Genomic DNA, 24,548 nt, shown 5'->3' on the forward strand with positions numbered 1-24,548 from the left:
GAGGACTTGACCACAACAAACACGCTTTCTTTTTGTGCTGTGTGTGGTGCTCGCGTTCACTGTGTGATTCTGAGACTGCAACCAGGTCATGGCCCGTGTGTGTGGGTTGTGTCGGGTTGGTGGTTTTACAGGGTTGCGGTGGTTATGGCGGTGGGGAGACACCCGGTTACATTCCGAACCCGGAAGTTAAGCCTGCCTGCGCTGATGGTACTGCACTGGGGACGGTGTGGGAGAGTAAGTCGCTGCCGCACAATCATTGAATAGGGTGAGAGGTCTTTGGTTGGGGTGTGTCCTTTTGGGGACGCGCTTCGACCAGGGACCTCTCACTTTTTTTATGCCCTACTACCCCACCCCCACCACCGTCTACACTGGACTCATCGACCTACGGAAGGACGCGCATGGTGGGGCGGCGAGCTAGTCGCGCCGAGCTGGGGCATTCCGAGGACCACGTCCTCGCCTGATCCCCTCGGCCGGCTCGGCGTGTGCCCGCCCACCGATCCTTTCGGACGAACGTCACCGGTCAGGTGGCGAGGAGATTCCGGTGTTCGTCCGGCTCCACCCATGTGAGGCCGTTCCATGCGTTCCCCGCAGATCCGGGACACATTCCTGGACTACTTCACCGCGCGCGAACATCGGCTCGTGCCGTCCAGCTCGCTGATCCCCTCCGAACCCACCCTGCTCCTCACCAATGCCGGAATGAACCAGTTCCAGCCCTACTATCTCGGTACGGCGGAGCCGGAGTACAGCAGGGCGACGTCGGTGCAGAAGTGCGTGCGTACCAGCGACATCGAGAACGTCGGCCGGACCACCAGGCATGCCACGTTCTTCGAGATGCTGGGCAACTTCGCGTTCGGCGACTACTTCAAGACCGAGGCGATCGACTTCGCCCACGACCTGTTCGTCAACGGCTACGGCCTCGACCCGGACCGGCTGTGGGTGACCGTGTACCTCGACGACGACGAGGCCGAGCGGCACTGGCGGTCGCTCGGTTTCCCGGCCGAGCGGATCCAGCGGCTCGGCATGAAGGACAACTACTGGTCGATGGGCGTCCCCGGACCGGCGGGGCCGTCCTCCGAGCTGTGTTATGACCGAGGTCCGGCGTTCGGCCCCGAGGGCGGGCCGGCGGTGAACGACGAGCGGTACATCGAGTTGTGGAACCTCGTCTTCATGCACACCGTGCGCGGCGAGACCCGAGGGACCGGCTCACCCAAGGAGGATTATGAGATCGTCGGCGAGTTGCCCCGCAGGAACATCGACACCGGTCTCGGTATGGACCGCCTGGCGATGATCCTCCAGGGCGTGGACACGGTGTGCCAGACCGATCTGCTCGCGCCGACGCTGCGCACGGTGGAGGAACTGGCGGGCCGCGGCTTTCCAGGGCGGGACGGGTCGCCGGAGGCGCTGTCCTTCCAGGTGGTGACGGAACACGCGCGGACGGTCGCGTTCCTGGTGGCCGATGGCGTGCTGCCGGCCAACGAGGGGCGCGGCTATGTGCTGCGCAGGCTGATGCGCCGCGCGGTACGGCACGCGCGGCTTCTCGGCATCGAGGGGCCCGTCCTGTCCGCGGTGAGCGCGAGCGTCGTCGGCAACCTCGGCGGCGTGTGGCCGGAGCTGTCCGCGCAGGCGGAGCTGATCTCCAGGGTGGTGAGCGCGGAGGAGGAGTCGTTCACGCGTACGCTGCGGGCCGGTTCGCGGCTGCTGGACGCGGCGATCGAGCGGGTTCGCGGCTCGTCGGCGTCCGTGCTGCCGGGGGAGACGGCGTTCGAGTTGCACGACACGTTCGGGTTCCCGGTCGAGCTGACCGTGGAGGCGGCGCGGGACGCGGGACTGCGCGTGGACGAGGACAGGTTCGCCGAACTGCTCACCGAGCAGCGGCGGCGGGCGCAGACGGGCGACCGGGCCAGGACGGCGGAGGCGCTGCGGCGGGTCGACCTCTACCGCTCGCTGTCCGCGCGGCACGGCCGTACCGACTTCGTGGGGTACACCGATCTGACCGCAGAGGGCACGGTCGTCGGGCTGATCGTCGGCGGCGCGGCCGTCTCCGGCGCGGGGGAGGGGCAGGAGGTGGAGCTGGTACTGGACCGTTCGCCGTTCTACGCGGAGGCGGGCGGCCAGGTCGGTGACACCGGCACGGTCCGTACGGCGGGCGGTGCGGTGCTCGCGGTCACCAGCACCCGGTACGGGCTCGACGGGCTGCACGTGCACACCGCGAAAGTGATCTCGGGCGAGGTCCGCGCGGGTGAGCCCGCGGAGGCGTCCGTGGACGGGCCGCGCCGGGCGGCGATCGCGCGTTCCCACTCCGCCACGCACGTGCTGCACGCCATGCTCCGCCGTACTCTGGGCGACCACGCCCGCCAGCACGGCTCGCTGGTGGAGGCGGGGCGGTTGCGCTTCGACTTCGCGCACTTCTCCGCGGTCGGGCCGGAGCTGCTGAACCAGGTGGAGGAACTGGTCAACGAGCGCATCCTGGACGATCCGCAGGTGCGGGTCTGGTACGCGAGCCGGGCCGAGGCCGAGGCGGCGGGCGCGATCGCGTTGTTCGGCGAGAAGTACGGAGAGACCGTGCGGATCGTGGACATCGGCGACTTCTCACGTGAACTCTGCGGCGGTACTCATGTCACCCATGGCTCGCTCGCCGGGCCCGTGAAGATCGTCGGCGAGTCGTCGATCGGCGCGAACCTGCGCCGGATCGAGGCACTGACCGGGTACGACGCGCTGCGCCGGCAGAGCGGCGAGCGTCACCTGCTGACCGAGCTGGCGGCGATCCTGGGCGTCGCGCGGCCGGAGGCGGCGCCCGAGCGGTTGCGGCAGCGGCTGGACGCGCTGGCGTCCGCACGGCGCGAACTCGGGCGGTTTCATCGGATCGAGGTCGAGCGTACGGCGGCGCGGCTGTCGGAGCAGGCCGTGCGGGTGGGCGGTGACGGCTCGCGCGGAGGGTGGCTGGTCGCGGCCCGCGTGGGCGGTGACGTGCCCGCCGACCTGCGGACACTGGCCGAGGCGGTCCTCGACCGGCGCGGGGGCCGTCCCGCGGTGGTGGTGCTCGCGAGCGGCGACGCGGACCGGGCCCGGCTCGTCGCGGCGGTGAGCGCGGACCTGTACGCGGCGGGCGTACGGGCCCGGGACATCCTCCAGGAGGCGGGCGGCACCATCGGCGGCGGCGCGGGCGGCCGTGGCGCGATCGCCAACGCGGGCGGCCCCGGCGTCCACCACCTCGACCGCGCCCTCCACACCGCGAGCGAAGCCGCCCGCGCCCATCTCCACAAGTCGATCACCCCATCCCCCTGAGCCGGTCACCTGATCCGCTCAAGCCCGATCGGGCTCCGCCTACGGTGAGCGGCGTACCCGGGAGCCGGGCACCTCGTCTGCCCGAGCCCGGCCGGGCCGTGTACGGCGAGTGGTACACCCGTGAGGCGGGGCGGTTCGGGGAGGGGGAGTTTTCCAAAGGGAAAGGGCATGAACCCGGGGGTTGGGGTTCATGCCCTTTTGGGGTGGTCCGGCTTAGCGAGCGGTGATGAAGAGGGCGTCGCCGACGGTGCGTTCGCGGCCGTCGGAGGGGCGGTTGACGACCTTGTGCTTGACGACCATGGCCGTGGAGCCGCCGCCGTCCAGGTTGATGGCCTGCTTGGCGCCGAGCCAGCGCATCAGCTTGGCCGCCTCCACCATCGACGCGCCCACCGCCTCACCCGGCTTGCGGCCGTCGATGGTGGCCAGGATGAGCCCGCCGGTGCGGGTGATGCCCGCGAGGGTGCGCGGGTGGCGGCGGAGGATCATGTTGACCGACGCGTGGCCGTCCGCCTTGGCGGTGATCTTGACATTGCCGTTGCGGACCAGGCCGACCGCGCCCCCGATGATGTGGGTGTCCGGCGTGAGCGGCACGGCCTTGCCGGTGCGCTGGTCGATGACCTTGGTGTTGCGGGTGAGCGTCCAGTCGGTCCAGGCGTGCTGGTTGATCCAGTCGGCGGTGGTGCCGCGGCCGTGCAGCACCCATGTGCCGCGCGGCACGGTGCCGCCCGCCGCGCGTACCTTGACGACCTTGCCGGTGGCGGCCTCGACGACCGCCTCCGCGCCGCCGTCCGCGGCCGTCTTCTCCCCGAACTCCTCGGTGTAGACGACCAGCTCGTCGGCCGCCGCCGCCCGGTTGATCCCCTGAACGGCGGAGCCGCCGCCCTCTCCGCCCGAGACGCTGATCTGGGTCTTCAGCTCGGTGATGCGCGCCGTGCCGCCCTTGAGGATCAGCGCGCTGCGCCCGGCCACCGCCTCGCTGAGCAGCCTGCCGCCGACCACGGAGATGCCCACGGGGTCGCCCTGAAGCTGCTTCGGCGTGTGGATGTTGAAGAACCCGCCGTTGACCCCGGCGATCGCGTTCACCTGCCGGGACATCGACGAGGTGGTCTCCCGCTTGGCCACGCTCTTGCCGACGCTCGTCACATAGGAGCCGCGGAAGCGGCGGCCGTCCACCATCAGGACCTGCATGCTCCACGGGCCGGTGGTGTCGAAGCCGTCGTCGCCGAGGTAGTCGGCCTTGGCGCGGATGTCGTCCTTCTTCAGCTTGGTGACCAGCTTGTCGGCCTTGGCGCGCTCTTTGAGGGTCCAGCGGCCGATCCGGACCGAGAAGTACTCCCGCTCGGGGTCGTCGGCCACGCCGGGGCGCACGAACCGCGTCACGATCGGTGTCTCGCCGACCGCCTGGACCTCGGCGGCCTTGGCATCGGCGTCGGCCTGGGAGCCGTGGTCGCGGCCGTTGGGCATCAGGACGGTGACCGTCCAGCCTTCGGTGGCCTTGCCGTGGCTGACCCGGAACAGGTCGATCCCCGGTGCCACTGCGCTGTGCGCGCGGGCGGGTACGCCGCGCAGCCCGAGAGGGAACTTGGCCGTGGGGAAGCCCACGGACGCGGGCGCCGCCGATGCGGCCGGTACGGCGGCGACCACGAGAACGGTGGCGGCCGACAGGCCGATGAGGATACGACGCGTCATTGTGTTGTCTCCGGCACAGGTTGGGCTGAGGGCGTTGATCGTCGGTCAACCATGGTGCCGATCTTTGACCCGGAACGTCAGTGGAACACGCCAAAAACGCCGAGAAAGGTATGGCAATTCGCCTACACCCACGGGGTTTCAGGTCAGCGGAGCTCTCGCCGGAAGGATTCGAGTGCCAGCAGCGCCACGTGGAGTGACAGGCAGGAGTCCACGTCGTCGAGGTCGGTGTCGAGGATGCGTTCCAGCCGGCGCAGCCGGTCGTAGAAGGCGGGCCGGGAAAGGTGCGCGCGCTGCGCCGCGACCGCCTTGTTGCGGCCCGCTTCGAGGTAGACGCGCAGGATGCGGGTGAGGTCGCCGCCGCGCTGGGCGTCGTGGGCGAGCAGTGGGGCCAGCTCGCGTTCGGCGAAGGTCTGGAGCCGGGCGTCGTCGCGCAGCAGGTGGAGCAGGCCGCGCAGGCGCAGGTCGGTCAGGCGGTAGAAGACCCGGCCGTCCGGCCGCCGTACCGCGACGTCGGCCACCTGCTCGGCCTCCAGGAAGCTGCGCCGGACGTCTTTGATCGACTCGACGGTCGAGCCTGCGGCCAGCACGAAGGCCGGGTTGAAGGCGATGCGCAGGCGTTCGGCGAGCGCGGTGAGCGCGGCCTCGGCGACGCCGCGCGGGGGCAGCGGGAGCAGTACCGCGACCCTGTCGTCGTCCAGGGTGCCCACCAGGGCGGGCAGGCGGACGTCGCGGCACGCGCCCGCGGCGGCCTCGGCGAGGTCGCCGAGCTGTGCCTGGCCGTCCAGGGTGGTGCCGCCGGGCTCGGTGAGCCGCAGCACCACGCTGACCAGCTTGCGGCCGGTGAGCGGCACGCCCACCGCCCGGGCGCGGGCGGCGGCCTCCTCGGGGTCGGCGTAGGCGTGCGTGAGGATGCCGGTGATGATCGAGCCGTGCGCCTGGCGCTCCAGGCTGCGCTGGTGGCGTTCCAGCAGGCGGCCGAGGGCCAGCGTGGTGGCGGCGCGCTCGGCGAGCACGATGTCGCGCGGGCCCGGACGTTCGTCGCAGAACAGGATGAGCCGGCCCCAGTCCTGGCCGCGCGCGCCCACCATGGCCACGAGCCAGCCCGAGGTGGCGTCGTAGGCGGTGCGCTCGGCGGGGGCCACGGCCCGCGAGCGCGTCTCCCAGGTCGCGAGCAGCGTGCCGGTGTCGCGACCGGCGCTCTCGCAGGCGAGCACCTGGTGGGCGAGGTTCTCCAGCAGCGCCGGCTTGCCGGAGATCCGCGCGACCTGGCCGAGTACCTCGGCGGGCGACGCGCCCTCCACCGACAGTTCGGTGAACACCTCGTGCAGGTGCTCGGAAGCGCGCAGCTCCTCCAGTTGGATGTCGATGATCCGGGCGTGCACCGACTCGGTGATCTGCACGAACGGCGTCTCGCGGGCGAGCGTGACCAGCGGCAGGCCGTGCTCCTCCGCGGCGGCGACCACCATGGCGGGCAGTTCGCCGATGAACCTGCGGCCCAGCTCGACGATCAGCCCGGACGCGCCGACCTCGGCCAGCGCGCCCACGTAGTCGATCAGCCTGCGCGGATCTTCGGGTAGCGCCACCCCGGTGGTGAGGACGAGTTCGCCGCCGCGCAGCAACTGCGCGATGTCGGTCACCTCGCCCACGTGCACCCAGCGGACCCGGGTGTCCAGCCGATCCGCGCCGGCCACGACTCGGGGGTTGCCGCGGCGCACCGGTTCCAAGGCCAGGATGTCGGCGATGGTAGGGAGCACGCGCCCGACACTATCTGATCAGGCTGTAAATCTGGATGGTGTACGGCTTACATGGTGGGGGCGAAGCGACAGGAAATCGGCCGTCAGGGCATGCGACCGGCGATGCCGTCCAGTACGCAGCGCAGGCCGAAGTCGAACCGCGCCTCCAGCGCGCTGCCCGTGTCCGGTGGGAGCCGCCGTTTTTCGTAGATCGCGCGCAGCCGGGGCAGGTCGGCCATGCCCGCCCGGAGCGCGGGCTCATGCTGCTCGGTCCACTCCTCGTAGGTGAGCCCGGAGGTGTTCACCGTGTCCCGCCAGGTGGCGTCGGCTCCGGAGATGCCGATGACGTAGGCGATCACGGTGGTGACGGTGAAGTCGATGTCCTCGTGGTCGAGGCCGGCGTCGTCGAAGATGGTCGCCATCCGGTCGGACATGCGCAGCGCGTTGGGGCCGATGTTGGGCCGCCCGCCGAGCAGGCGGGCCAGCCAGGGGTGGCGCATCAGGGCGCGGCGCAGGCTGTGCGCGAACACGGCGGTGGCCTCGCGCCAGTCGATCCCGCCGCCGACCGGGACGGCGATCTCGCCGAACGCCTCGTCGATCGCCAGGTCCAGCAGGTCGGTCTTGTTGGCGACGTACCAGTAGATGGAGGTCGCGCCCATGCCGAGCTTGGCGCCGAGGCGGCGCATGCTGAGCGCGTCCAGGCCCTCCGCGTCGAGGATCTCGATGGCGGCGCGGACGATCTGCGCGCGGCTCGGCTGACCGCGCCCTGGCCTTGCCGCGGCGGGCCGTGCCCGCTCTGCCGCCTCGCGTACCCAGACCGAGATGTACTGCGGTTTCGCGGTCACCGGGCCCTCCTTCCCCAGCGAGTATTCTAAACCCGCTCGCACAGCGTGCGAGACTTATCGTACGCTGTGCGAGTGAAATCGAACACTGTACGAGAGGCGCCCGGCGAGGCGCCGCAACGCGACCCCCGCCGCTGGTTGATCCTCGGAGTGCTCTGCCTGAGCCTGCTGGTGCTCGTGGTCGACAACACCGTGCTCAACCTCGCGATCCCCGCGCTGATGCGCGACCTCGGGGCGACCAACGGGGACATCCAGTGGATCATCGACGCGTATGTGCTGGTGTTCGCGGGCCTCCTGCTCACCTCCGGCAGCCTGTCCGACCGGTACGGCAGGCGCCGCTTCCTGATCATCGGCCTGATCGTCTTCGGCGGCGCGTCCATGGTCGCCACGCTCGCGGCCGAGCCCTGGCACCTGATCGCCGCCCGTGCGCTGATGGGCGTGGGCGGCTCCATCCTGATGCCGAGCACCCTGTCGATCCTCATCACCGTCTTCGACGCCGACGAGCGCCGCAAGGCCATCGCCGCCTGGAGCGCCGTGGCCATGATCGGCGTCATCGCCGGACCGACCCTGGGCGGTTTCCTGCTGGAGAACTACTGGTGGGGCTCGGTCTTCCTGATCAACGTGCCGGTGGCCGTCGTCGCGGTGATCGCCGCGGTGGCGCTGATGCCCGAGACACGCGGCCCGGCGCGGCCGATCGACCCGCTGGGCGTACTGCTGTCCACCGCCGGGATGACCGCGCTGGTCTATGTCGTGATCTCCGGGCCGCACGCGGGCTGGACGACTCCGGCCTCGCTGGCCGCGACCGCCGTGGCCGTGGTCGCGCTGGGCGGGTTCGTGGTCTGGGAGGCGCGCAGCCGGCATCCGATGTTGCCGCTGGAACTGTTCCGGGACAGGAACTTCAGCGGGTCGTCGTTCTCCATCGTGCTGCTCTCGTTCGGCACCGGGGCGCTGCTGCTGATGCTCACCCAGTACCTCCAGTTCGTGCTGGGGTACGGGCCGATGCAGGCGGGTGTGGCGCTGGTGCCGTACGCGGTGGCGGGCGCGGTCTTCAACGCCGTCGGCGCGGGGCTCGGGCAGCGGGTGAGCAACCGGCTGCTGATCGTCGCGGGGTTGACCGTGATGGCGGGCGGCTTCGCGGTGCTGTCCTTCACCGGTCCGGTGGACGGCTACGGCACGATGATCACCGCCCTGATCGTGATGGGCCTGGGCTCCGGGCTCGCGGGCCCGGCCGCGTACGCCACGCTGATGGGCGCGGTGCCGCCGGAGCGCGCGGGCGTGGGCTCGGCGATGAACGACACCGTGCAGCAGGTGGGCATGGCGCTGAGCGTCGCCGTCCTGGGCAGCGTGCTGGCGGGTGTGTACGCGTCCGGCATGCCGGGCGGCGCTCCCGCGCCCGCCCGGGAGTCGATCGCCGGAGCCCTCGCGCTACAGGACGCGGCGCTGGCCGAGGCCGCGCGCGAGTCCTTCGTCTCGGCGTTGTCGTTCGGTTCGTGGGTGGGGGTGGGCTCCTGCCTGGCCGCCGCACTTCTGGCCCGCCTGGTCCTCCGCCCCCCGGCACCCCCCACCCCGGCCGAACCGCCCCGGCAGGACGCCATGCAGGGCTGACCCGCCCTGGCCGGATGCCGTGCCGGGTCGAACCGCCCCGGCAGGACACCCATGCAGGGCTGACCTCGCCTTGGCTGGATGCCGTGCCAGGTCGAACGGCTCTGGCAGGACGCCATGCTGGGCTGACCCTGCCCCGGTGGGACGCCACGTGGGGCCGACCCGCCCTGGCGGGAGGCCGTGCCGGGTCGAACGGCTTTGGCAGGACACCCATGCAGGGCTGACCTCGCCTTGGCTGGATGCCGTGCCGGGTCGAACGGCCTTGGCAGGACGTGGCCCTGCCCCGGTGGGACGCCACATGGGGCCGACCCGCCCTGGTGGGAGGCCGGCCGGGTGGAACGGCTTTGGCAGGACGCCATGATGGGCTGGCCCTGCCCTGGCGGGGTGCCGGGCCGGGCTGGTCTTGCCGTGGTGGGCTGAGCCGCCTCGCGGGGGGCCGGTGCGCGGTAGGCTCCCGCACGTAGGCGGCGGAAGGGGCCCCAGGTGAGGCGTGGCAGGCGGATGGGGGCGTTCGTGTGTGCCGGTGGCGTCGCGCTCGCGGCGTGCGGCGGGGCGGGCGTGGCCACCGCCGATCCGCCCCGGGTCTCCGCCCTGTCCGCCACCCTCTCGCGTACGCCTTCGCCGTCCCCGACCCCCACTCCCACTCCCACTCCCACGACATCGCTCGGCGAGGGGGAGGGCCTGCTGGCCGTGCTCTCCTACCACGGATACACCGAGTGGGGCGGCAACGACCCGAAGGTCAACTGGGTCGCGCCGTTCGAGCGGGAGACCGGTTGCAAGGTGACCACGCTCGACCACGTGCGCACCGCCGAGGAACTGCACAAGGCGTACGACGCCGCGTCCTACGACGTGGTGGCCGCCGGTCCCGAGGCGGCCGGGCGGCTGATCGCCGAGGGCAAGGTGGGCCCGGTGAACACCGCCCTGCTGCCCGACTACCACGACATCCCCAAACGGCTGCGCACACTGCCCGCCTACAACCGCGGCGGCAAGGTCTACGGCGTGCCGTACCTGTGGGAGGCCACCCAGCTCGTCTACAACGCCGAAGGCGAGCGTCCGCGCGGCGTGGACGCGCTGTTCAAGTCCGGCGCGGCGGCCATCGAGGACGATCCGCTGAGCATCGCCGTGGCGGCGCTCGCGCTGCGCCGGACCGAGCCCGATCTCGGCGTGGACGACCCCTTCCAGCTCACGCCCGCGCAACTGGACCGGGCGCTCGCCCTGCTCGCCGACCGTGCGGACAAGGGACGGACCTACTGGACCGACCCGCTCGACGTGGTGTCCGGTTTCGCCGACGGTTCGATCTCGTTCGCGCAGACCTCGCCGTACGTGGTGAGCCTGCTGCGCAGGGCCGGACGGCCGGTACGGGCGGCTTCGGCCGATCCGGGCCCGGGCCGGGCGGACGCCTGGATGCTGGCGGCCGAGCCGCAGCACCCGAGCTGCGCCTATCAGTGGCTGCGGTGGACGAGCGCGCCCCGGGCGCAGCGCGACGCCGCCGCCTGGAACGGGCTGGCCCCCGCCAATCCCGGCGCGTGCACGGGCCGGGCGGGGCGGGTGTGCGCGGCGCTTCACGTGGGCGATGAGAAGTGGCTGGACAAGGTGGCCTTCGCCGCCCGGCCGTCGGCCGACTGCGGGCGCGGCGGCCCGGCGAAGTGCACCGACTACGCCGAATGGCAGAAGCGCTGGCAGGAACTGGTCGACTGACGCCGCTCACGACAGCGCGGCCCGGCGTCTGCCGGGAACGGGCGCGGGAAACGGGCAGGGCGCCGTCGCCGGGGCGGGCAGCAGCGCGTCGGCGCACTCGCCGCAGGCCAGTACGGCCACGCCGTCCGGCAGCCGCCCCACCCGCATGCGCGGTCTCGGCCACTTCTTGTGGCAGACCACGCACGCGTCGCCGTTCCGCTGGGCGCACGTCAGGCCGTCGGGATCGAACAGCCGTGCCGTCGCGGTAGGACCCCCGTCCATCACGCTCCCCGAGGTGATCGTCAGTGCCATACGGGAACCGTTATAACCCTGTCTCGCTCACTGATCGCCTAATCGGGCGTCAAGGTGCGGTAAATCACCGGCGTCACGCTTGGCGTAGGGCAATAAATTAGGACACCAGGTATATAAGCCTGATGTCCTAATTGCCGGGCAAACCAGGGGAGACCCGGGAAGAGTTGGGAAGACTTCGGGAAGATCAGAGGTCGCCGAAGACCTTCTCCAAAATGCCGAGCCCCTCGTCCAGCAGGTGGTCCGGGATCACCAGCGGCGGCAGGAAGCGCAGCACATTGCCATAGGTGCCGGCGGTCAGCGTGAGCAGCCCCTCGGTGTGGGCGCGCCGCAGTACCTCGCCGGTCGTGGCCGCATCCGGCTCCTTGGTGCCCGGCTTGACCAGCTCGATGGCGACCATCGCGCCCCGGCCCCTGACGTCGCCGATCACGGGGTGGCGGTCGGCCAGCGCGCGCAGCCGGGGCAGCATGATCGACCCGATCCGTCTGGCCCGCTCGACCAGCCCGTCGTTCTCGATCGTCTCCAGCACCCCCAGCGCCGCCTCGCAGGCCAGCGGGTTGCCGCCGTAGGTGCCGCCCAGCCCGCCGACGTGGACCTGGTCCATCAACTCCGCCCGGCCCGTCACCGCGGCCAGCGGCAGCCCGCCCGCGATGCCCTTGGCGGTGGTCACGATGTCCGGCACGATGCCCTCGTGCTCGCAGGCGAACAGGTCGCCGGTCCGGGCGAACCCGGTCTGCACCTCATCGGCGATGAACACGATGCCGTTGGCCTTGCAGAACTCCGCCAGCCTGGGCAGGAACCCGGGGGCCGGCTCGATGAACCCGCCCTCTCCGGCGATCGGCTCGATCACCACGGCCGCGACGTTCTCCGCGCCGATCTGCTTGTTGATCGCGTCGATGGCCTGCGCCGCGGCCTCGGCCGCGCAGTTGTCCGGGCCGGTCGGCCAGCGGAACGGGTAGGCCAGCGGCATCCGGTAGACCTCCGGCGCGAACGGCCCGAACCTGTGCTTGTAGGGCATGTTCTTGGCGGTGAGCGTCATGGTCAGCAACGTCCGCCCGTGGTAGCCGTGGTCGAAGACGACCACCGCCGGCCGGCCGGTGGCGTGCCTGGCCACCTTGACGGCGTTCTCCACGGCTTCGGCGCCGCTGTTCACCAGGAACGTGCGCTTCTCGTGGTCACCGGGGGTGATCCGGTTCAGCGCCTCGCACACCTCGACGTACGACTCGTACGGCGTGACCATGAAACACGTGTGCGTGAAGTCGCCGACCTGCTTGCGCACCCGCTCGGCCACCCGCGGATTGGCGTTGCCCACGCTGGTGACCGCGATGCCCGAGCCGAAGTCGATCAGCGAGTTGCCGTCGGCGTCCACGACGACGCCGCCGCCCGCGTGGGTGACGAAGACCGGCAGCGTGGTACCGATGCCCGCGGGCACCGCCGCCTGTTTGCGGGCCAGCAGCTCACGGGACCGGGGGCCGGGGATCTCGGTGACGACGCGGCGCTCCTGGGGAAGGGACGGGCCGCCCTGCGTGATGGTGCTCATACCCGTGACGGTACGTGTGGCCGGGCCCGGTGCCGATGCTGCACTATGGCAGACTGATACGGCCTGGGTTATCCAGATAGTACAATCCGCCCGGGCGCTCCAGGGAGAGATCGACACGTGGCACCGACACTGCGGCGCGTCGTCGCCCACGCCCCGCTTCGGCTGCGCGCCCTCGGCGACGAGGACCTGCTCGACCGGCCGGTCCGCTGGGTGGCGGTCAGCGAGCTGGAAGACCCCACGCCGTTCCTGGAGGGCGGCGAACTCGTCCTGACCACCGGGATGCGGATCAGCCCGGAGACCGCCGGATCCTACGTCACGCGGCTGGTCGAGCGCGAGGTCGCCGGGCTCGGCCTCGGCCTCGGGCTCACCCACGAGACCGTGCCCGCCGAACTCGCCGAGGCGGCGCGGCACGCCGGGCTGCCGCTCATCGAGGTGCCCCGCGAGACCGCCTTCGTGGCCATCGGCAAGGTGGTGAGCGAACTACTGGCCGCCGAGCAGTACGAGGAGCTGAGCCGGGCGTTCGCCGTACAGGGGCGGCTGACCAGGGCCGCGCTGCGCCCTGAGGGGACGCACGCGGTGCTGCGCAGGCTCGTCGCCGAGATCGGCGGCTGGGCGGCGCTGCTCGACGACGCCGGCGAGGTGATAGCCACGGCGGGCGAGCGGGCGGAGGGGCGTGTTCCGGCGCTGCGGCCCGAGCTGGCGCGGCTGCGCGGCAGGCACGCGAGTCTCACCCTGTCCACGCCGGATGAGCATGTCATCGTCCAGGCCCTCGCCGGGGCGGGCCGGGTCAGGGGCTACTTCGCGGTCGGGGCGGCGGCGGGGGAGCGGACGTTCTCCCCGGTCAGGCACACGGTGGTCAACGTGGCGGGCTCGCTGCTGACCCTCGCGCTGGAGCAGGAGGCGCGGCGACCGGCCGCCGAACGGCGGGTGCGGGCCGCGGTGCTGCGGCTGCTGCTGGCCGGCGAGGTGGACGGCGCCCGCGCCGCCCTGGCCGCGCTCGGCGATCCGCTGCCCGAACCTCCGGTCGTGGTGCTCGCCACCCGCGGCGACCGTGACGGGGTGATCGAGGCGGCCGGAGGGACGTTCGCCGCCGCGCTCGGTGAGGAGACCATCGTGCTGGCCCCGGCGGACGGGCAGGAGGCGCTGGTACGCGCGCTCGGGCCGTACGGGCCGGTCGGCGTCGGCGAGCCGGTCGGACTCGACCGCCTGGCGGCCGGTACCGAACAGGCCCGCCGCGCACTGGCCGCCGCCCACCGGATCTGCGTCCCGGTCATGCGCTATGCGGCGCTGCCCGGCCAGGGCCTGCTCGCGGTGCTCGACCCCGGCGCGGCCCAGGCGTTCGCGACCGCGCTGCTCGCCCCGATGCTGGAGTACGGCACGCGCGCCGACCTGCTGGAATCGCTGCGCGCCTACCTCGAGGCCAACGGCCACTGGGACGCCGCCGCGCAACGCCTCGGCATTCATCGGCACACGCTGCGCTACCGGATGCGCAAGGTCGCCGAACTGCTCGGCCGCGACATCGACGACCCCGCCACGCGCGCCGAACTGTGGGTGGCCTGCTCGATCATCGGCTGAGCCCGGGGCTCAGTCGGACTTGCGGACCAGGAAGCAGCAGATGGTGGCGGTGGTCACGGCGTCGAAGGTGCGCGAGTCGCGGAAGTGCCCCGCGCGCTCCAGGCTGATCGCGCCGTGCGCGGCCGCCCACAGCGCGTCGGCGATCTTGCGCGGCTGGGTCGGGATGATGTACCCGGCCGAGATGCAGTCGGCGATCACCCGGTCGATGATGTTGAGCGCGGCCCTGGCCAGGGTGCGCGCCCGCTCGCTCGGCTCGAAACCCGGGATGGCCTTCTCGAACATCAGGCTGTAGTAGGCGGGCTCGGACAGGCACGCCTCGCGGTAGACCGGGGCCAGCGCGGTGAGGTAGTCGTACGGGTCCTTGCGCGGCGGGACGGCCTCCAGCCTGCGCCGGAACCGCTCGAAGCCCTCCAGGTACAGGGCCTCGGCGAGACCTTCCTTGCTGCCGAACATGGTGTAGATGACCGTGGTGGAGCAGCCCGCCTCGGTCGCGATGCGCCGCATGGAAAGGCTGTCGGGCCCGTGGGTCAGCAACAGCTCCCCGGCGACGTCGAGCAACCGGGTGCGCAGCTCGTCGTGGGAGGTGCGCTCGCCCAAGTGGTAGGCGCCCTGGAGCCCACGAGGCGCCGACGAGGTCATGAGCTTCAGCCCTTCCACTCCGGGGCCCGCACGCGACCCACACATGACTTAACCCCGGCCGCGCAGGTTCAAACCGTCCTGCACGAAGTCATCCGGATTTATGGCCTATTTCGTTACAGGAACGCGGTCGGCCGATGTGCATTATCCGCCATGGCGTGAAAAAGCGAACCGATTGTGCGCACTGGAGTAAAGCTCTGGGCGGTTGGGTGGCATAGCGTTCAGGTATGGACGTGCGCCCCTTCTGGCTCGCCGGCCGTGCCGCCACCGGCGAGGCCGAGCTGACCGTGACCAATCCCCACGACGGCAAGGTCGTCGCGATCTGCTCCGTGCCGACCGAGGAGCAGGTCGAACAGGCCGTCGCCGCCGCCGAGGCGGTGCGCGCGCAGGCCGCGGCGCTGCCCGTGCACGTGCGCGCCGACGCGCTCGCCCACGTCTCGCGACGGCTCGCCGAGCGCGCCGACGAGCTGGCCACGCTGATCAGCAGGGAGAACGGCAAGCCCATGATGTGGGCCCGGGGCGAGGTCGCCCGCGCCGTGTCGACCTTCAGGTTCGCCGCCGAGGAGACCCGCAGGTTCAGTGGCGACGTCCAGCGGCTCGACACCGAGCCGGGCGGCACGGGCCGGATGGCCTACGTCACCCGGGTGCCGCGCGGGCCGGTGCTCGCGATCACGCCGTTCAACTTCCCGCTCAACCTGGTCGCGCACAAGGTGGCCCCGGCCATCGCGGTCGGCGCGCCGGTCGTGGTCAAGCCCGCGCCCGCGACCCCCGTCTCCTCGCTGGTGCTCGGCGACATCCTGGCCGAGACCGCGCTGCCCGAAGGCATGTTCTCGGTGCTGCCGGTGCCCAACGAGCGGGCCGCCGCGCTGGTCGACGACCCGCGCCTGCCGGTGGTGTCCTTCACCGGCTCGGGGCCGGTCGGCTACGCGCTGCTGGACCAGGTGCCCCGCAAGCACGTCACCCTCGAACTCGGCGGCAACGCGGCGGCCGTCGTGCTCGCCGACGCCGACCTGGACTGGGCGGCCTCCCGGATCGCGGTGTTCGGCAACTACCAGGCCGGGCAGAGCTGCATCGCGGTGCAGCGGGTGATCGTGGAGGACGCCGCCTACGACCGCTTCGTGGAGCGGCTGCTGCCCGCCGTCCAGGCGCTCGTCACCGGCGACCCGGGCGATGAGAAGACGCAGGTCGGGCCGCTGGTGTCGGAGGCCGCCGCGGAGCGGGTGGAGCAGTGGATCGCCGAGGCAGTGGCCGCGGGCGGGCGGCTGCTGGCCGGTGGCACCCGCGAGGGCGCCACCATCGCCCCCACCGTGCTGACCGACGTCCCCGCCGACGCCAAGGTCAACCGCGAGGAGGTCTTCGGGCCGGTGATGGTGCTGTCCCGGGTCGCGGGCGTGGACGAGGCGTTCGCCGCGGTCAACGACTCGGCGTACGGCCTGCAGGCGGGCGTTTTCACCCGGTCGCTGGACGTCGCCTTCCGGGCCAACCGGGAGCTGGAGGTCGGCGGGGTGATCGTCGGTGACGTGCCGTCCTACCGGGCCGACCAGATGCCCTACGGCGGGGTCAAGCAGTCGGGGATCGGGCGCGAGGGGCTGCGCTCGGCCATGGAGGACTTCACCTACGAGAAGACCATGGTGCTGACCGGCCTGACCCTGTGAGGTGACGGTGGGGCCGCCGCGTCAGGCGCGCTGCGCCCTCGCATACAGGTCTTTGGCGGCGGCGCCGAGGTAGGGGCCGTACATCACGGTCTCGTCGTCGGTGTACTTGAAACTGCTCACCGAGGTCAGCGTGCCGCGCCCGGTACGCGGATCGAAGCCGGACAGCCACGGGCCGCCGCTGGCCCCGGCCGTCATGTCGCACGGCAGGCCCTGGTCGTGGGTCTGGCCGTGCGGGTCGGGGCGGGGCCGCCCGGCGCAGTAGACCAGCCGCCGCCCGTCGTACGGCGGGTCGGCGGGGAAGCCGAAGATGTGCGCGGCGCCGCCGCGCCGGGCGTTGAAGGCGATCTCCTGGACGCCCGTGACATCGGCGACGTGCCTGCCCCTGCGGCGGTTGAGCGCCACCATGCCGACGTCGTGGCTGTCGTCGCCACGCTGGGACCACTGGCGTGGCACGAACATCCGGCGGGCCGTGAACGAGCCGTACGGCCCGCCGCCGTCCCGGTAGCCCGGCACGAAGATCCAGTTGTCCGCCCACTCGCCCGTGCCGTCCTTGAGACAGTGGCCGGCGGTCACCACGAGGTCACGGCTGGCGCTGCGCACGGTGCTCGCCGAGCAGACGAAGTCGCTGCCCGCCATCGTCAGGAACACCCTGCCGGTCGTGCGCCCCACCGACCCCGCTCCGCCCCTGCCGCTCCACACCGCCCCGTCGGCCCGCCGTGCGGTGGTGGGTCTCCGGATCGGGGCGCGCAGGGAGGGGAGCGGTGCGGCGGGCACGGCCGCGGCCATTCGCCGGGGCGTCCAGTAGCGCAGCACCCGGCGCCGCTCGGCCGCGCCGGGGGCGGCACTGTGCTCGGCCGCGACGGCCGGGGTCGTCTTGGGCCTTGCCGCCCGCACGGGCACGGCGGGGCCGGTGGTGGTCAGCAAGGTGGCCGAGAGGGTGGCGGCGGCGAGGAGGGGGAGACTCGGGGCCATGACCCCGAGTATGGAATGCGGATCGTGATTTCGCCACTACTTTCGGTGAATCGAACACCGCTTATTCGGCGTCCGGTTCTCGGTGGAATTACCGATGCGGATATATCAGCCCTCGGGGGGTGCCATCTCATTTTTCAGTGGTTGCGGCGCCGCATTAATCCGGTAGTGATATATCGCTTTAAGTGGATGCAATGTGTCAAATGCCACCACGCTACGCCTGGTCGTCGAGCAGCCCCGCGTCGTGGGCCAGGAGGGCGATCTGGACCCGGTTGTTGAGATCCAGCTTGGCCAGGATGCTGGACACGTGCGTCTTGATGGTCGGGACGCTCAGGTACAGCGTGGCGGCGATGTCGGCGTTGGATCGGCCCTGGCCGACGGCGATGGCGACCTCGCGTTCGCGGGCGTTCAGCAGGGCGAGGCGCTCGCGGGCCAGATCGCGGCGGCGGTCCTGCCCCGACTCGGCCACCCGGGCGATCAGCCGGCGGGTCACGGCGGGCGAGAGCACCGGATACCCCCTGGCTACCTGGCGGATGGCGGTGACGATCTCGTCCGGCGGCGTGTCCTTGAGCAGGAAGCCCGCCGCCCCGGCCCGCAGTGCCCGGAGGACGTGCTCGTCGGCGTCGAACGTGGTCAGCACGATGACCTCCGGCGCCCCGGCGCGCGCCCGCAGGGTCTCGGTGGCGGCCAGGCCGTCCATGCCCGGCATCCGGATGTCCATCAGGATCACGTCGGGCCGGTGCCGGTCGGCCATGGCCACGGCCTCGCCGCCGTCGCCCGCCTCGGCGGCCACGCGGACGTCGGAGGCCCCGCCCAGCATCATCGTCAGCCCGGCCCGTACCAGCGGATCATCGTCCACGATGAGCACGCGCACGGTGCCCGGCTCCGGTGTCGTCATGGCGGCCACGGTAGCCAGGCCGTCAGCAGCCAGCCGCCCTCGGGGGTGGGGCCGTGCGACAGCCGGCCGCCGGCCAGCGCGACCCGCTCGGCCAGCCCCGCGAGGCCCTGCCCGGCGGAGGGCGGGACGGTGGTCGCCGCCGCCGGGTCCGGCGGCGTGTTGCGCACCTCCACGGTCAGGCCCTGGCCCGGCTCACCCGTCACGCCGACCTCCACGGCGGCTCCGGGCGCGTGCTTGCGCACGTTCGTCAGCGCCTCCTGGACGATCCGGTAGGTCGTACGACCGGCCGCGTCGGACACCGGCCCCGGCGGCTCGCGCCGTAGTTCCACCGCCATCCCCGCGCGCCGGGACTCGGCCACCAGCGCCGGGAGGTCGGCCAGGGTCGGCTGCGGCAGCTCGCCCACGGGCGCGCGCAGCACCCCGATCACCTCGCGAAGGTCCTGTAGCGCCCGGTGGGCGCTCTCCCTGATCACCTTGGCCGCGCGGGCGATGTCCTCGGCAGAGGCGTCCGGACGGTACTCCAGCGCGCCCGCGTGCACGCTGAGCAGGGACAGCCGGTGGCCGAGCACGTCGTGGATCTCCCTGGCGATCTCCTCGCGGGCGTGGTGGCGGGCCTGCTCGGCGCGCAACCGGGCCTCGGTCTCCGCGCGCGCCGCGCGGTCCTGGAGCGACCACAGCAGCCTGCGGCGATGGTGGACGTACAGGCCCCAGCCCACCGCCGCCCCCTGTACGGCCAGCCCGAACAGCATGGTCACGAAGGCGGGCAGGTCCGGCTCCGGGCGCAGCACGACGTAGATCACGGTCGCCCCGAGGCTGAGCGGGAGGATCCGCCAGGTCACCGACGGCGGCCGGTGTACCGCGACCGTGAACATCGACACCAGCAGCGCGCCCGCGACCAGCTCGGAGAACGTGGACAGCGAGATCAGCACCACGACCAGGTGGACCGGGAAGCGGCGGCGCAGCCACAGCGCGGCGCACCCCAGCACGCCCACCAACTGGTCGAGGGGGAACAGCCACTCCGGGTGCGCGGGAACGGCGGCCTCCTCCACCCGCAGGATGATCTCCAGCAGGCCGAACAGCACCGCGAACAGGAACAGCGTCAGGTCCACGGCCCACTCGCGCAGGCCGCGCCGGCGGCGGGCGGCGGGCGTGCCGGGAGGGGGAGGGCCGAGGGCACCGGTCGCGGAGGGGTTCATCCTGATCGGAGCCTATGCGCAGGTCGGGCGGGCGGTGGACGGCCGGCCGGGGGTTCGGTACCGAAGTCGGCGGGTCCGGTACTTTGGTCGCGCGCCGCCCCGGCGGACGGCTCCGAGGGTCACCGGCCCCGGGCCCGACGGCCGATCCGCGCGCCCCGGCCATGTCCCTAGCGTGTCCGGTATGCGCAAAGCCTTCCAGGTCGTGGGGGCGGTGCTGGCCCTGCAGGGGATCAGCGGGGCCATCGACCACCTCGCCGTACAGCCGATCATGGGAATCTTCCTGAACGCCTTCAACCGCCTGGTCATCCCACGCCTGGGCTTTCTGACCGGCTACGAGTTGTACGCGAACCTCACCCTCGCCCTGTTCGGCGTCGCCGTATTCGTCGCGGCGACGAGGATCAACTCGTCGTGACGGCCCGCCGGGACGGGGACAATGGGGTGGTGCAGTCAGACATCACGCGTTCCGTCTCCGTGCTGGGATCGACCGGGTCGATCGGCACCCAGGCCCTCGATGTGATCCGCCGCAACCCGGGGAGGTTCACGGTGGCCGGGCTGGCCGCCGGCGGCGCCAGGGTCGGCCTGCTCGCCGAGCAGGCGGCGCGCACCGGCGCGGCGGTGGTGGCCGTCGCCGACGAGGGCGCGGTGCCCGAGCTGCGCGAGGCGCTGGCCGCGCACGGCGTCTCGCCCACCGTCCTGGCCGGGGAGCAGGGCGTGGCCGAGGTCGCCGCCTGGCCGTGCGACGTGGTGCTCAACGGCATCACCGGGGCGCTCGGGCTCACCTCGACGCTGGCCGCGCTGGAGGCCGGGCGGGTGCTGGCGCTGGCCAACAAGGAGTCGCTGATCATGGGCGGCGCCCTGGTGAAGCGGCTGGCCAAGCCGGGCGCGCTGATCCCGGTCGACTCCGAGCACTCGGCGCTGGCGCAGTGCCTGTGGGCGGCCACGCCCGGCGGAGAGGACGCCCGGGCCGTGCGCAGGCTGATCGTCACCGCGAGCGGCGGGCCGTTCCGCGGCCGAAGGCGCGCGGAGCTGGCCGACGTCACGCCGGAGCAGGCGCTGGCGCACCCCACCTGGTCGATGGGCCCGGTCATCACGATCAATTCGGCCACCCTGGTCAACAAGGGCCTTGAGGTCATCGAGGCCAATCTGCTGTTCGACATCGGCTTCGACCGGATCACGGTCGTCGTCCACCCGCAGTCGGTGATCCACTCGATGGTGGAGTTCGTGGACGGCGCGGTGGTCGCCCAGGCCAGCCCGCCGGACATGCGGCTGCCGATCGCGCTGGCCCTCGGCTGGCCCGAGCGGGTGCCCGACGCCGCGCCCACGGTGGCCTGGGACGTCGCCCAGTCCTGGACGTTCGAGCCGCTGGACGAGGAGGCGTTCCCCTCGGTGGCGCTGGCCCGGCACGTCGGCACTCAGGGCGGTACCGCACCGGCCGTTTACAACGCGGCCAACGAAGTGTGTCTGGAGGCGTTCGTGCAGGGTCGCCTGCCGTTCCTCGGCATCGTGGACACCGTGGCCAAGGTGGTCTCCGAGCACGGTGTGACTCAGGCGGGCACGGTCGAGGAGGTGCTCGCGGCCGACGCCTGGGCCCGCGTCCGGGCCGGTGAGCTGGCCGGTCGCTGAGCACAAGGCGGAAGATGATGGAGCGGTCTGAAGTGACGTATCACATCATGTGTTAGTAAATCGGACAGCCCGATATGGCGATTAGGGGATGAACGGCTATCTACGTCACAGTGACGGTTGTTACCTTCGCGGGCCGTGCGTTCACGGGACTACCTAGACTGTTGGCGTACGAATGCGGCTGCCAGGGCCCGTTGCGACGCTAACCAGTCAAGGTGCTGAGATGTCTATCGATCTTGGGATCCCCTCCGTGCGCACCCGGCCCATCGCCGAGCGCAGGAAATCACGACAGATCATGGTCGGACCGGTCCCGGTGGGCGGCGACGCCCCCGTTTCGGTCCAGTCCATGACGACGACCGTGACCGCCGACGTCAACGCCACCTTGCAGCAGATCGCGGAGCTGACCGCCTCCGGGTGCCAGATCGTGCGGGTGGCCGTGCCCTCCCAGGACGACGCGGACGCGCTGCCGACCATCGCCAGGAAGTCACAGATCCCGGTGATCGCCGACATCCACTTCCAGCCGAAGTACGTCTTCGCCGCGATCGAGGCGGGGTGCGCCGCGGTACGCGTCAACCCGGGCAACATCAAGAAGTTCGACGACAAGGTCGGCGAGATCGCCAGGGCCGCCGCCGACCACGGCGTGCCGATCCGCATCGGCGTCAACGCCGGTTCCCTCGACCCGCGCCTGATGCAGAAGTACGGCAAGGCCACCCCCGAGGCACTGGTGGAGTCCGCGCTGTGGGAGTGCTCGCTGTTCGAGGAGCACGGCTTCCGGGACATCAAGATCTCCGTCAAGCACCATGACCCCGTCGTGATGATCCAGGCGTACCGGCAGCTCGCCGAGAAGTGCGACTACCCGCTGCACCTCGGTGTCACCGAGGCGGGCCCGGCCTTCCAGGGCACGATCAAGTCGGCGGTCGCCTTCGGCGCGCTGCTCGCCGAGGGCATCGGCGACACCATCCGGGTGTCGCTGTCGGCCCCGCCGGTGGAGGAGGTCAAGGTCGGCATCGGCATCCTGGAGTCGCTCAACCTCCGCGAGCGCGGCCTGGAGATCGTCTCCTGCCCGTCCTGCGGGCGCGCCCAGGTGGACGTCTACACCCTGGCCGACCAGGTGCACGCCGGGCTCGACGGGCTCAAGGTCCCGCTCCGGGTCGCCGTGATGGGCTGCGTCGTCAACGGCCCGGGGGAGGCGCGCGAGGCCGACCTCGGGGTGGCCTCCGGCAACGGCAAGGGTCAGATCTTCGTCAAGGGCGAGGTCATCAAGACCGTGCCGGAGTCGCAGATCGTGGAGACCCTGATCGAGGAGGCCCTGCGGCTGGCCGAGGAGATGGGCGTCGACGTCGATCTCGACGACGAGTCCGCCACCGGCCCCGAGGTCACCGTCCACTGATCGTTTCTGGGGCGCCCCGCCACCGCACGCAGAGCAATGGATCGTTTACAGGTTGGCAATCATCGGGCATGACTCCATGTGAGCGCACGGTGACTTAGGGGAACATCTCCTCTGTCGCATGAACAGAGGAGAGCTGTCGAGTGAAGCGCGTCGTCGGAGTTGTCGCGGGCGTTGCGGTACTTACCTTGGGGATGGGAGGCGTGCCCGGCGGAGCGGCCGGCGCCGACGGCGATCCCACGGGCGTGGACGACGGCCGGGCCGGGCCGGTCGGGCTGCCGGGCTCCGGCTCCTCCGCCGGGCCGGACGATCCGATCTGGCCGGCGCGGGTTCCGGTGGGCAAGGGCGCCCCGAAGCCGTCCACCCTCGTCTGGCGGCCCTGCCCGGAGCCGGCCAAGCGGCACACCGCCGCCCGGCTTCCCGGCCACTCCGCGTTCCCCGGTCTGGCCGCCGCCGGTGTGCGGGCGGCTCCGGAACAGAAGGTGGAGTGCGCGACCCTGCGGGTGCCGCTCGACCACCGCGAGCCGTACGGCCAGACCGTCGAGCTGGCGCTCAACCGGGTGAAGGGCACCGCCTCGCGCGACCACAACCACCTGGGCGCGCTGCTGGTCAACCCGGGCGGTCCCGGGGCGTCCGGGCGCGACCTGGCCAGGCACGTCGCGGCGGGGCTGCCCGCCGCGATCTCCGCCCGGTTCGATGTGATCGGGTTCGACCCGCGCGGCGTCGGGGCCAGCAAGCCCGCGCTGACCTGCGTGGACGCCAAGACCTACTATGCGCCGCCGCGCCTTGACCACGTGCCGCGCGGCGCGGCCCAGGAGCAGCGGCTGCTCGCCCAGGCCAGGGAGTACGCCACGGCGTGCGGCAACCGCTGGTCGTGGATGCTGCCGCACATGACCACGGAAAACTCCGCCCGCGACATCGAGGCGATCAGGGTGGCGCTCGGCGAGGAGAAGATCAGCTACCTCGGCTACTCCTACGGCACCTACCTCGGGGCCGTCTACGCCACCCTCTACCCCGCGAGGATCAGACGGCTGGTGCTGGACAGCTCGGTCGATCCCCAAGGCGTCTGGTACAAGGCCAACCTCGCCCAGAACTACGCCTTCGACCAGCGCCACCGCGACTTCCTGGCCTGGGTCGCCCGGCACAACCGGGTCTACCGGCTCGGCGCGAAGGCGGCCGACGTCCGCTTCGCCTGGTACTCCATGCGCGACCGGCTGCGCGGCCGTCCGGCCGGCGGGCTGGTCGGCCCGAGCGAGCTGGACGACATATACACCGTGGCCGGATACTCCGACCGGGTGTGGCCGTCGCTCGCCGACGCGTTCTCCGCGTACGTCCGCAAGGGCGGCACCAAGGGCCTGATCGACGCCTACCACCGGCACGGCGAGAACGACGCCGCCGCCGAGAACAACTACGCGGTCTACCTGAGCGTGCAGTGCCGCGACGCGGCCTGGCCCCGTGAGTGGAGCGCCTGGCGCGCCGACGCCACCGAGATCCACGCCAAGGCGCCCTTCCTGGCCTGGCCGAACACCTGGTACAACGCGCCGTGCGCGTCCTGGGCGGTGCCCGCCGCAGGTCCCGTGCGAGTCAGGTCCAGCGGGGCGCTGCCGCCGATCCTGATGCTCCAGACCCGGCACGACGCCGCCACGCCGTACGCGGGGGCCCTGCGCCTGCGCCGCGCGCTCGGCACGGCCAGCATGGTCGTGGAGGGCGGCGGCAACCACGGCGCCGGACTCGCCGGAAACGCCTGCGTCGATCGGCACCTGGTCGCCTACCTGCGCGAAGGCACTCTGCCCGCCCGCAGGGGCGCGGGGCCCGACGCCAGATGCCCGGCGAACGCCGCTCCCACGCCCACTTCCGCCGCGGGCTGACCCAGGAGGTTTCAGGCGACCGGAAGGGGCGCGAGAGGGCGGCATCGATCTGGGGGTCTGCGTCGGT

The 24,548-nt window shown here is 71.8% G+C and carries 18 protein-coding genes and 1 rRNA gene; 10 read left to right on the forward strand and 9 right to left on the reverse strand.

Annotated features, from left to right (window positions below; genetic code table 11):
• Positions 1-134: 134 nt before the first annotated feature.
• Together rrf and alaS are read left to right on the forward strand one after the other, a co-directional pair.
• Positions 135-251, forward strand: a 5S ribosomal RNA gene (rrf, locus tag ACH34R_RS36140).
• Between the two features lie 325 nt (positions 252-576).
• Complete coding sequence (alaS, locus tag ACH34R_RS36145) at positions 577-3,285, forward strand: alanine--tRNA ligase (RefSeq protein WP_397566091.1); 2,709 nt, start codon at positions 577-579, stop codon at positions 3,283-3,285.
• Positions 3,286-3,498: 213 nt separating this feature from the next.
• On the opposite strand, the gene ACH34R_RS36150 is transcribed toward alaS, so the two are convergent.
• The 3 genes from ACH34R_RS36150 to ACH34R_RS36160 form a co-directional block, all read right to left on the reverse strand.
• Positions 3,499-4,974: a phosphodiester glycosidase family protein gene (locus tag ACH34R_RS36150; protein WP_397566092.1), complete on the reverse strand. Its 1,476-nt coding sequence runs from the start codon at positions 4,972-4,974 to the stop codon at positions 3,499-3,501.
• A gap of 143 nt (positions 4,975-5,117) precedes the next feature.
• Positions 5,118-6,728 carry a PucR family transcriptional regulator gene (locus tag ACH34R_RS36155; protein WP_397566093.1) on the reverse strand — a complete coding sequence of 537 codons (1,611 nt, stop codon included), beginning with the start codon at positions 6,726-6,728 and terminating at the stop codon, positions 5,118-5,120.
• Between the two features lie 83 nt (positions 6,729-6,811).
• Positions 6,812-7,552 carry a TetR/AcrR family transcriptional regulator gene (locus tag ACH34R_RS36160; RefSeq protein WP_397566094.1) on the reverse strand — a complete coding sequence of 247 codons (741 nt, stop codon included), beginning with the start codon at positions 7,550-7,552 and terminating at the stop codon, positions 6,812-6,814.
• A gap of 72 nt (positions 7,553-7,624) precedes the next feature.
• On the opposite strand from ACH34R_RS36160, the gene ACH34R_RS36165 reads away from it, so the two are divergent.
• Positions 7,625-9,154 (forward strand): MFS transporter, encoded by a 1,530-nt coding sequence (locus ACH34R_RS36165; RefSeq protein ID WP_397566095.1) that lies wholly within the window; start codon positions 7,625-7,627, stop codon positions 9,152-9,154.
• A gap of 480 nt (positions 9,155-9,634) precedes the next feature.
• Positions 9,635-10,849, forward strand: coding sequence for an extracellular solute-binding protein (locus tag ACH34R_RS36170; RefSeq protein WP_397566096.1), 1,215 nt, complete (start codon positions 9,635-9,637; stop codon positions 10,847-10,849).
• A gap of 6 nt (positions 10,850-10,855) precedes the next feature.
• Here ACH34R_RS36170 and ACH34R_RS36175 read toward each other — a convergent pair whose 3' ends face one another.
• Together ACH34R_RS36175 and gabT are read right to left on the reverse strand one after the other, a co-directional pair.
• Positions 10,856-11,140 carry a hypothetical protein gene (locus ACH34R_RS36175; RefSeq protein ID WP_233508525.1) on the reverse strand — a complete coding sequence of 95 codons (285 nt, stop codon included), beginning with the start codon at positions 11,138-11,140 and terminating at the stop codon, positions 10,856-10,858.
• Between the two features lie 184 nt (positions 11,141-11,324).
• Complete coding sequence (gene gabT / locus ACH34R_RS36180) at positions 11,325-12,677, reverse strand: 4-aminobutyrate--2-oxoglutarate transaminase (protein WP_397566097.1); 1,353 nt, start codon at positions 12,675-12,677, stop codon at positions 11,325-11,327.
• Between the two features lie 117 nt (positions 12,678-12,794).
• Here gabT and ACH34R_RS36185 point away from each other — a divergent pair, with 117 nt between their 5' ends.
• Complete coding sequence (locus tag ACH34R_RS36185) at positions 12,795-14,252, forward strand: PucR family transcriptional regulator (protein ID WP_397566098.1); 1,458 nt, start codon at positions 12,795-12,797, stop codon at positions 14,250-14,252.
• Positions 14,253-14,261: 9 nt separating this feature from the next.
• Here the strand turns inward: ACH34R_RS36185 and ACH34R_RS36190 are convergent, their stop codons facing one another.
• A complete protein-coding gene (locus tag ACH34R_RS36190) occupies positions 14,262-14,891 on the reverse strand; it encodes a TetR/AcrR family transcriptional regulator (RefSeq protein ID WP_397566099.1) in 630 nt (209 codons plus the stop codon).
• 224 nt (positions 14,892-15,115) lie between these two features.
• Between ACH34R_RS36190 and ACH34R_RS36195 the strand changes: the two genes are divergently transcribed.
• On the forward strand, positions 15,116-16,543 hold the full coding sequence (locus ACH34R_RS36195) for an aldehyde dehydrogenase family protein (RefSeq protein ID WP_397566100.1): 1,428 nt from the start codon (positions 15,116-15,118) through the stop codon (positions 16,541-16,543).
• 21 nt (positions 16,544-16,564) lie between these two features.
• On the opposite strand, the gene ACH34R_RS36200 is transcribed toward ACH34R_RS36195, so the two are convergent.
• The 3 genes from ACH34R_RS36200 to ACH34R_RS36210 all read right to left on the reverse strand — a co-directional run bounded on the left by ACH34R_RS36200 (position 16,565) and on the right by ACH34R_RS36210 (position 19,606).
• A complete protein-coding gene (locus tag ACH34R_RS36200; protein WP_397566101.1) occupies positions 16,565-17,515 on the reverse strand; it encodes a trypsin-like serine peptidase in 951 nt (316 codons plus the stop codon).
• 211 nt (positions 17,516-17,726) lie between these two features.
• Positions 17,727-18,410 (reverse strand): response regulator, encoded by a 684-nt coding sequence (locus ACH34R_RS36205; protein ID WP_397566102.1) that lies wholly within the window; start codon positions 18,408-18,410, stop codon positions 17,727-17,729.
• Entirely contained in the window at positions 18,407-19,606 is a 1,200-nt protein-coding gene (locus ACH34R_RS36210; protein ID WP_397566103.1) for a sensor histidine kinase, read from the reverse strand. Before ACH34R_RS36210 ends, ACH34R_RS36205 begins: the two co-directional genes overlap by 4 nt.
• A gap of 181 nt (positions 19,607-19,787) precedes the next feature.
• Here ACH34R_RS36210 and ACH34R_RS36215 point away from each other — a divergent pair, with 181 nt between their 5' ends.
• The 4 genes from ACH34R_RS36215 to ACH34R_RS36230 all read left to right on the forward strand — a co-directional run bounded on the left by ACH34R_RS36215 (position 19,788) and on the right by ACH34R_RS36230 (position 24,481).
• Positions 19,788-20,018, forward strand: a complete 231-nt coding sequence (locus tag ACH34R_RS36215; RefSeq protein WP_397566104.1) for a hypothetical protein — start codon at positions 19,788-19,790, stop codon at positions 20,016-20,018.
• Between the two features lie 29 nt (positions 20,019-20,047).
• Positions 20,048-21,229, forward strand: coding sequence for a 1-deoxy-D-xylulose-5-phosphate reductoisomerase (dxr, locus tag ACH34R_RS36220; RefSeq protein WP_397566105.1), 1,182 nt, complete (start codon positions 20,048-20,050; stop codon positions 21,227-21,229).
• A 220-nt stretch (positions 21,230-21,449) separates the two neighbouring features.
• Positions 21,450-22,616, forward strand: a complete 1,167-nt coding sequence (gene ispG / locus ACH34R_RS36225; protein WP_397566106.1) for a flavodoxin-dependent (E)-4-hydroxy-3-methylbut-2-enyl-diphosphate synthase — start codon at positions 21,450-21,452, stop codon at positions 22,614-22,616.
• Positions 22,617-22,807: 191 nt separating this feature from the next.
• Positions 22,808-24,481 carry an alpha/beta hydrolase gene (locus ACH34R_RS36230; protein WP_397566219.1) on the forward strand — a complete coding sequence of 558 codons (1,674 nt, stop codon included), beginning with the start codon at positions 22,808-22,810 and terminating at the stop codon, positions 24,479-24,481.
• Positions 24,482-24,548: the final 67 nt, after the last annotated feature.

This window comes from Spongiactinospora sp. 9N601 (assembly GCF_044326295.1).
In the GTDB taxonomy this organism is placed as follows: domain Bacteria; phylum Actinomycetota; class Actinomycetes; order Streptosporangiales; family Streptosporangiaceae; genus Spongiactinospora; species Spongiactinospora gelatinilytica.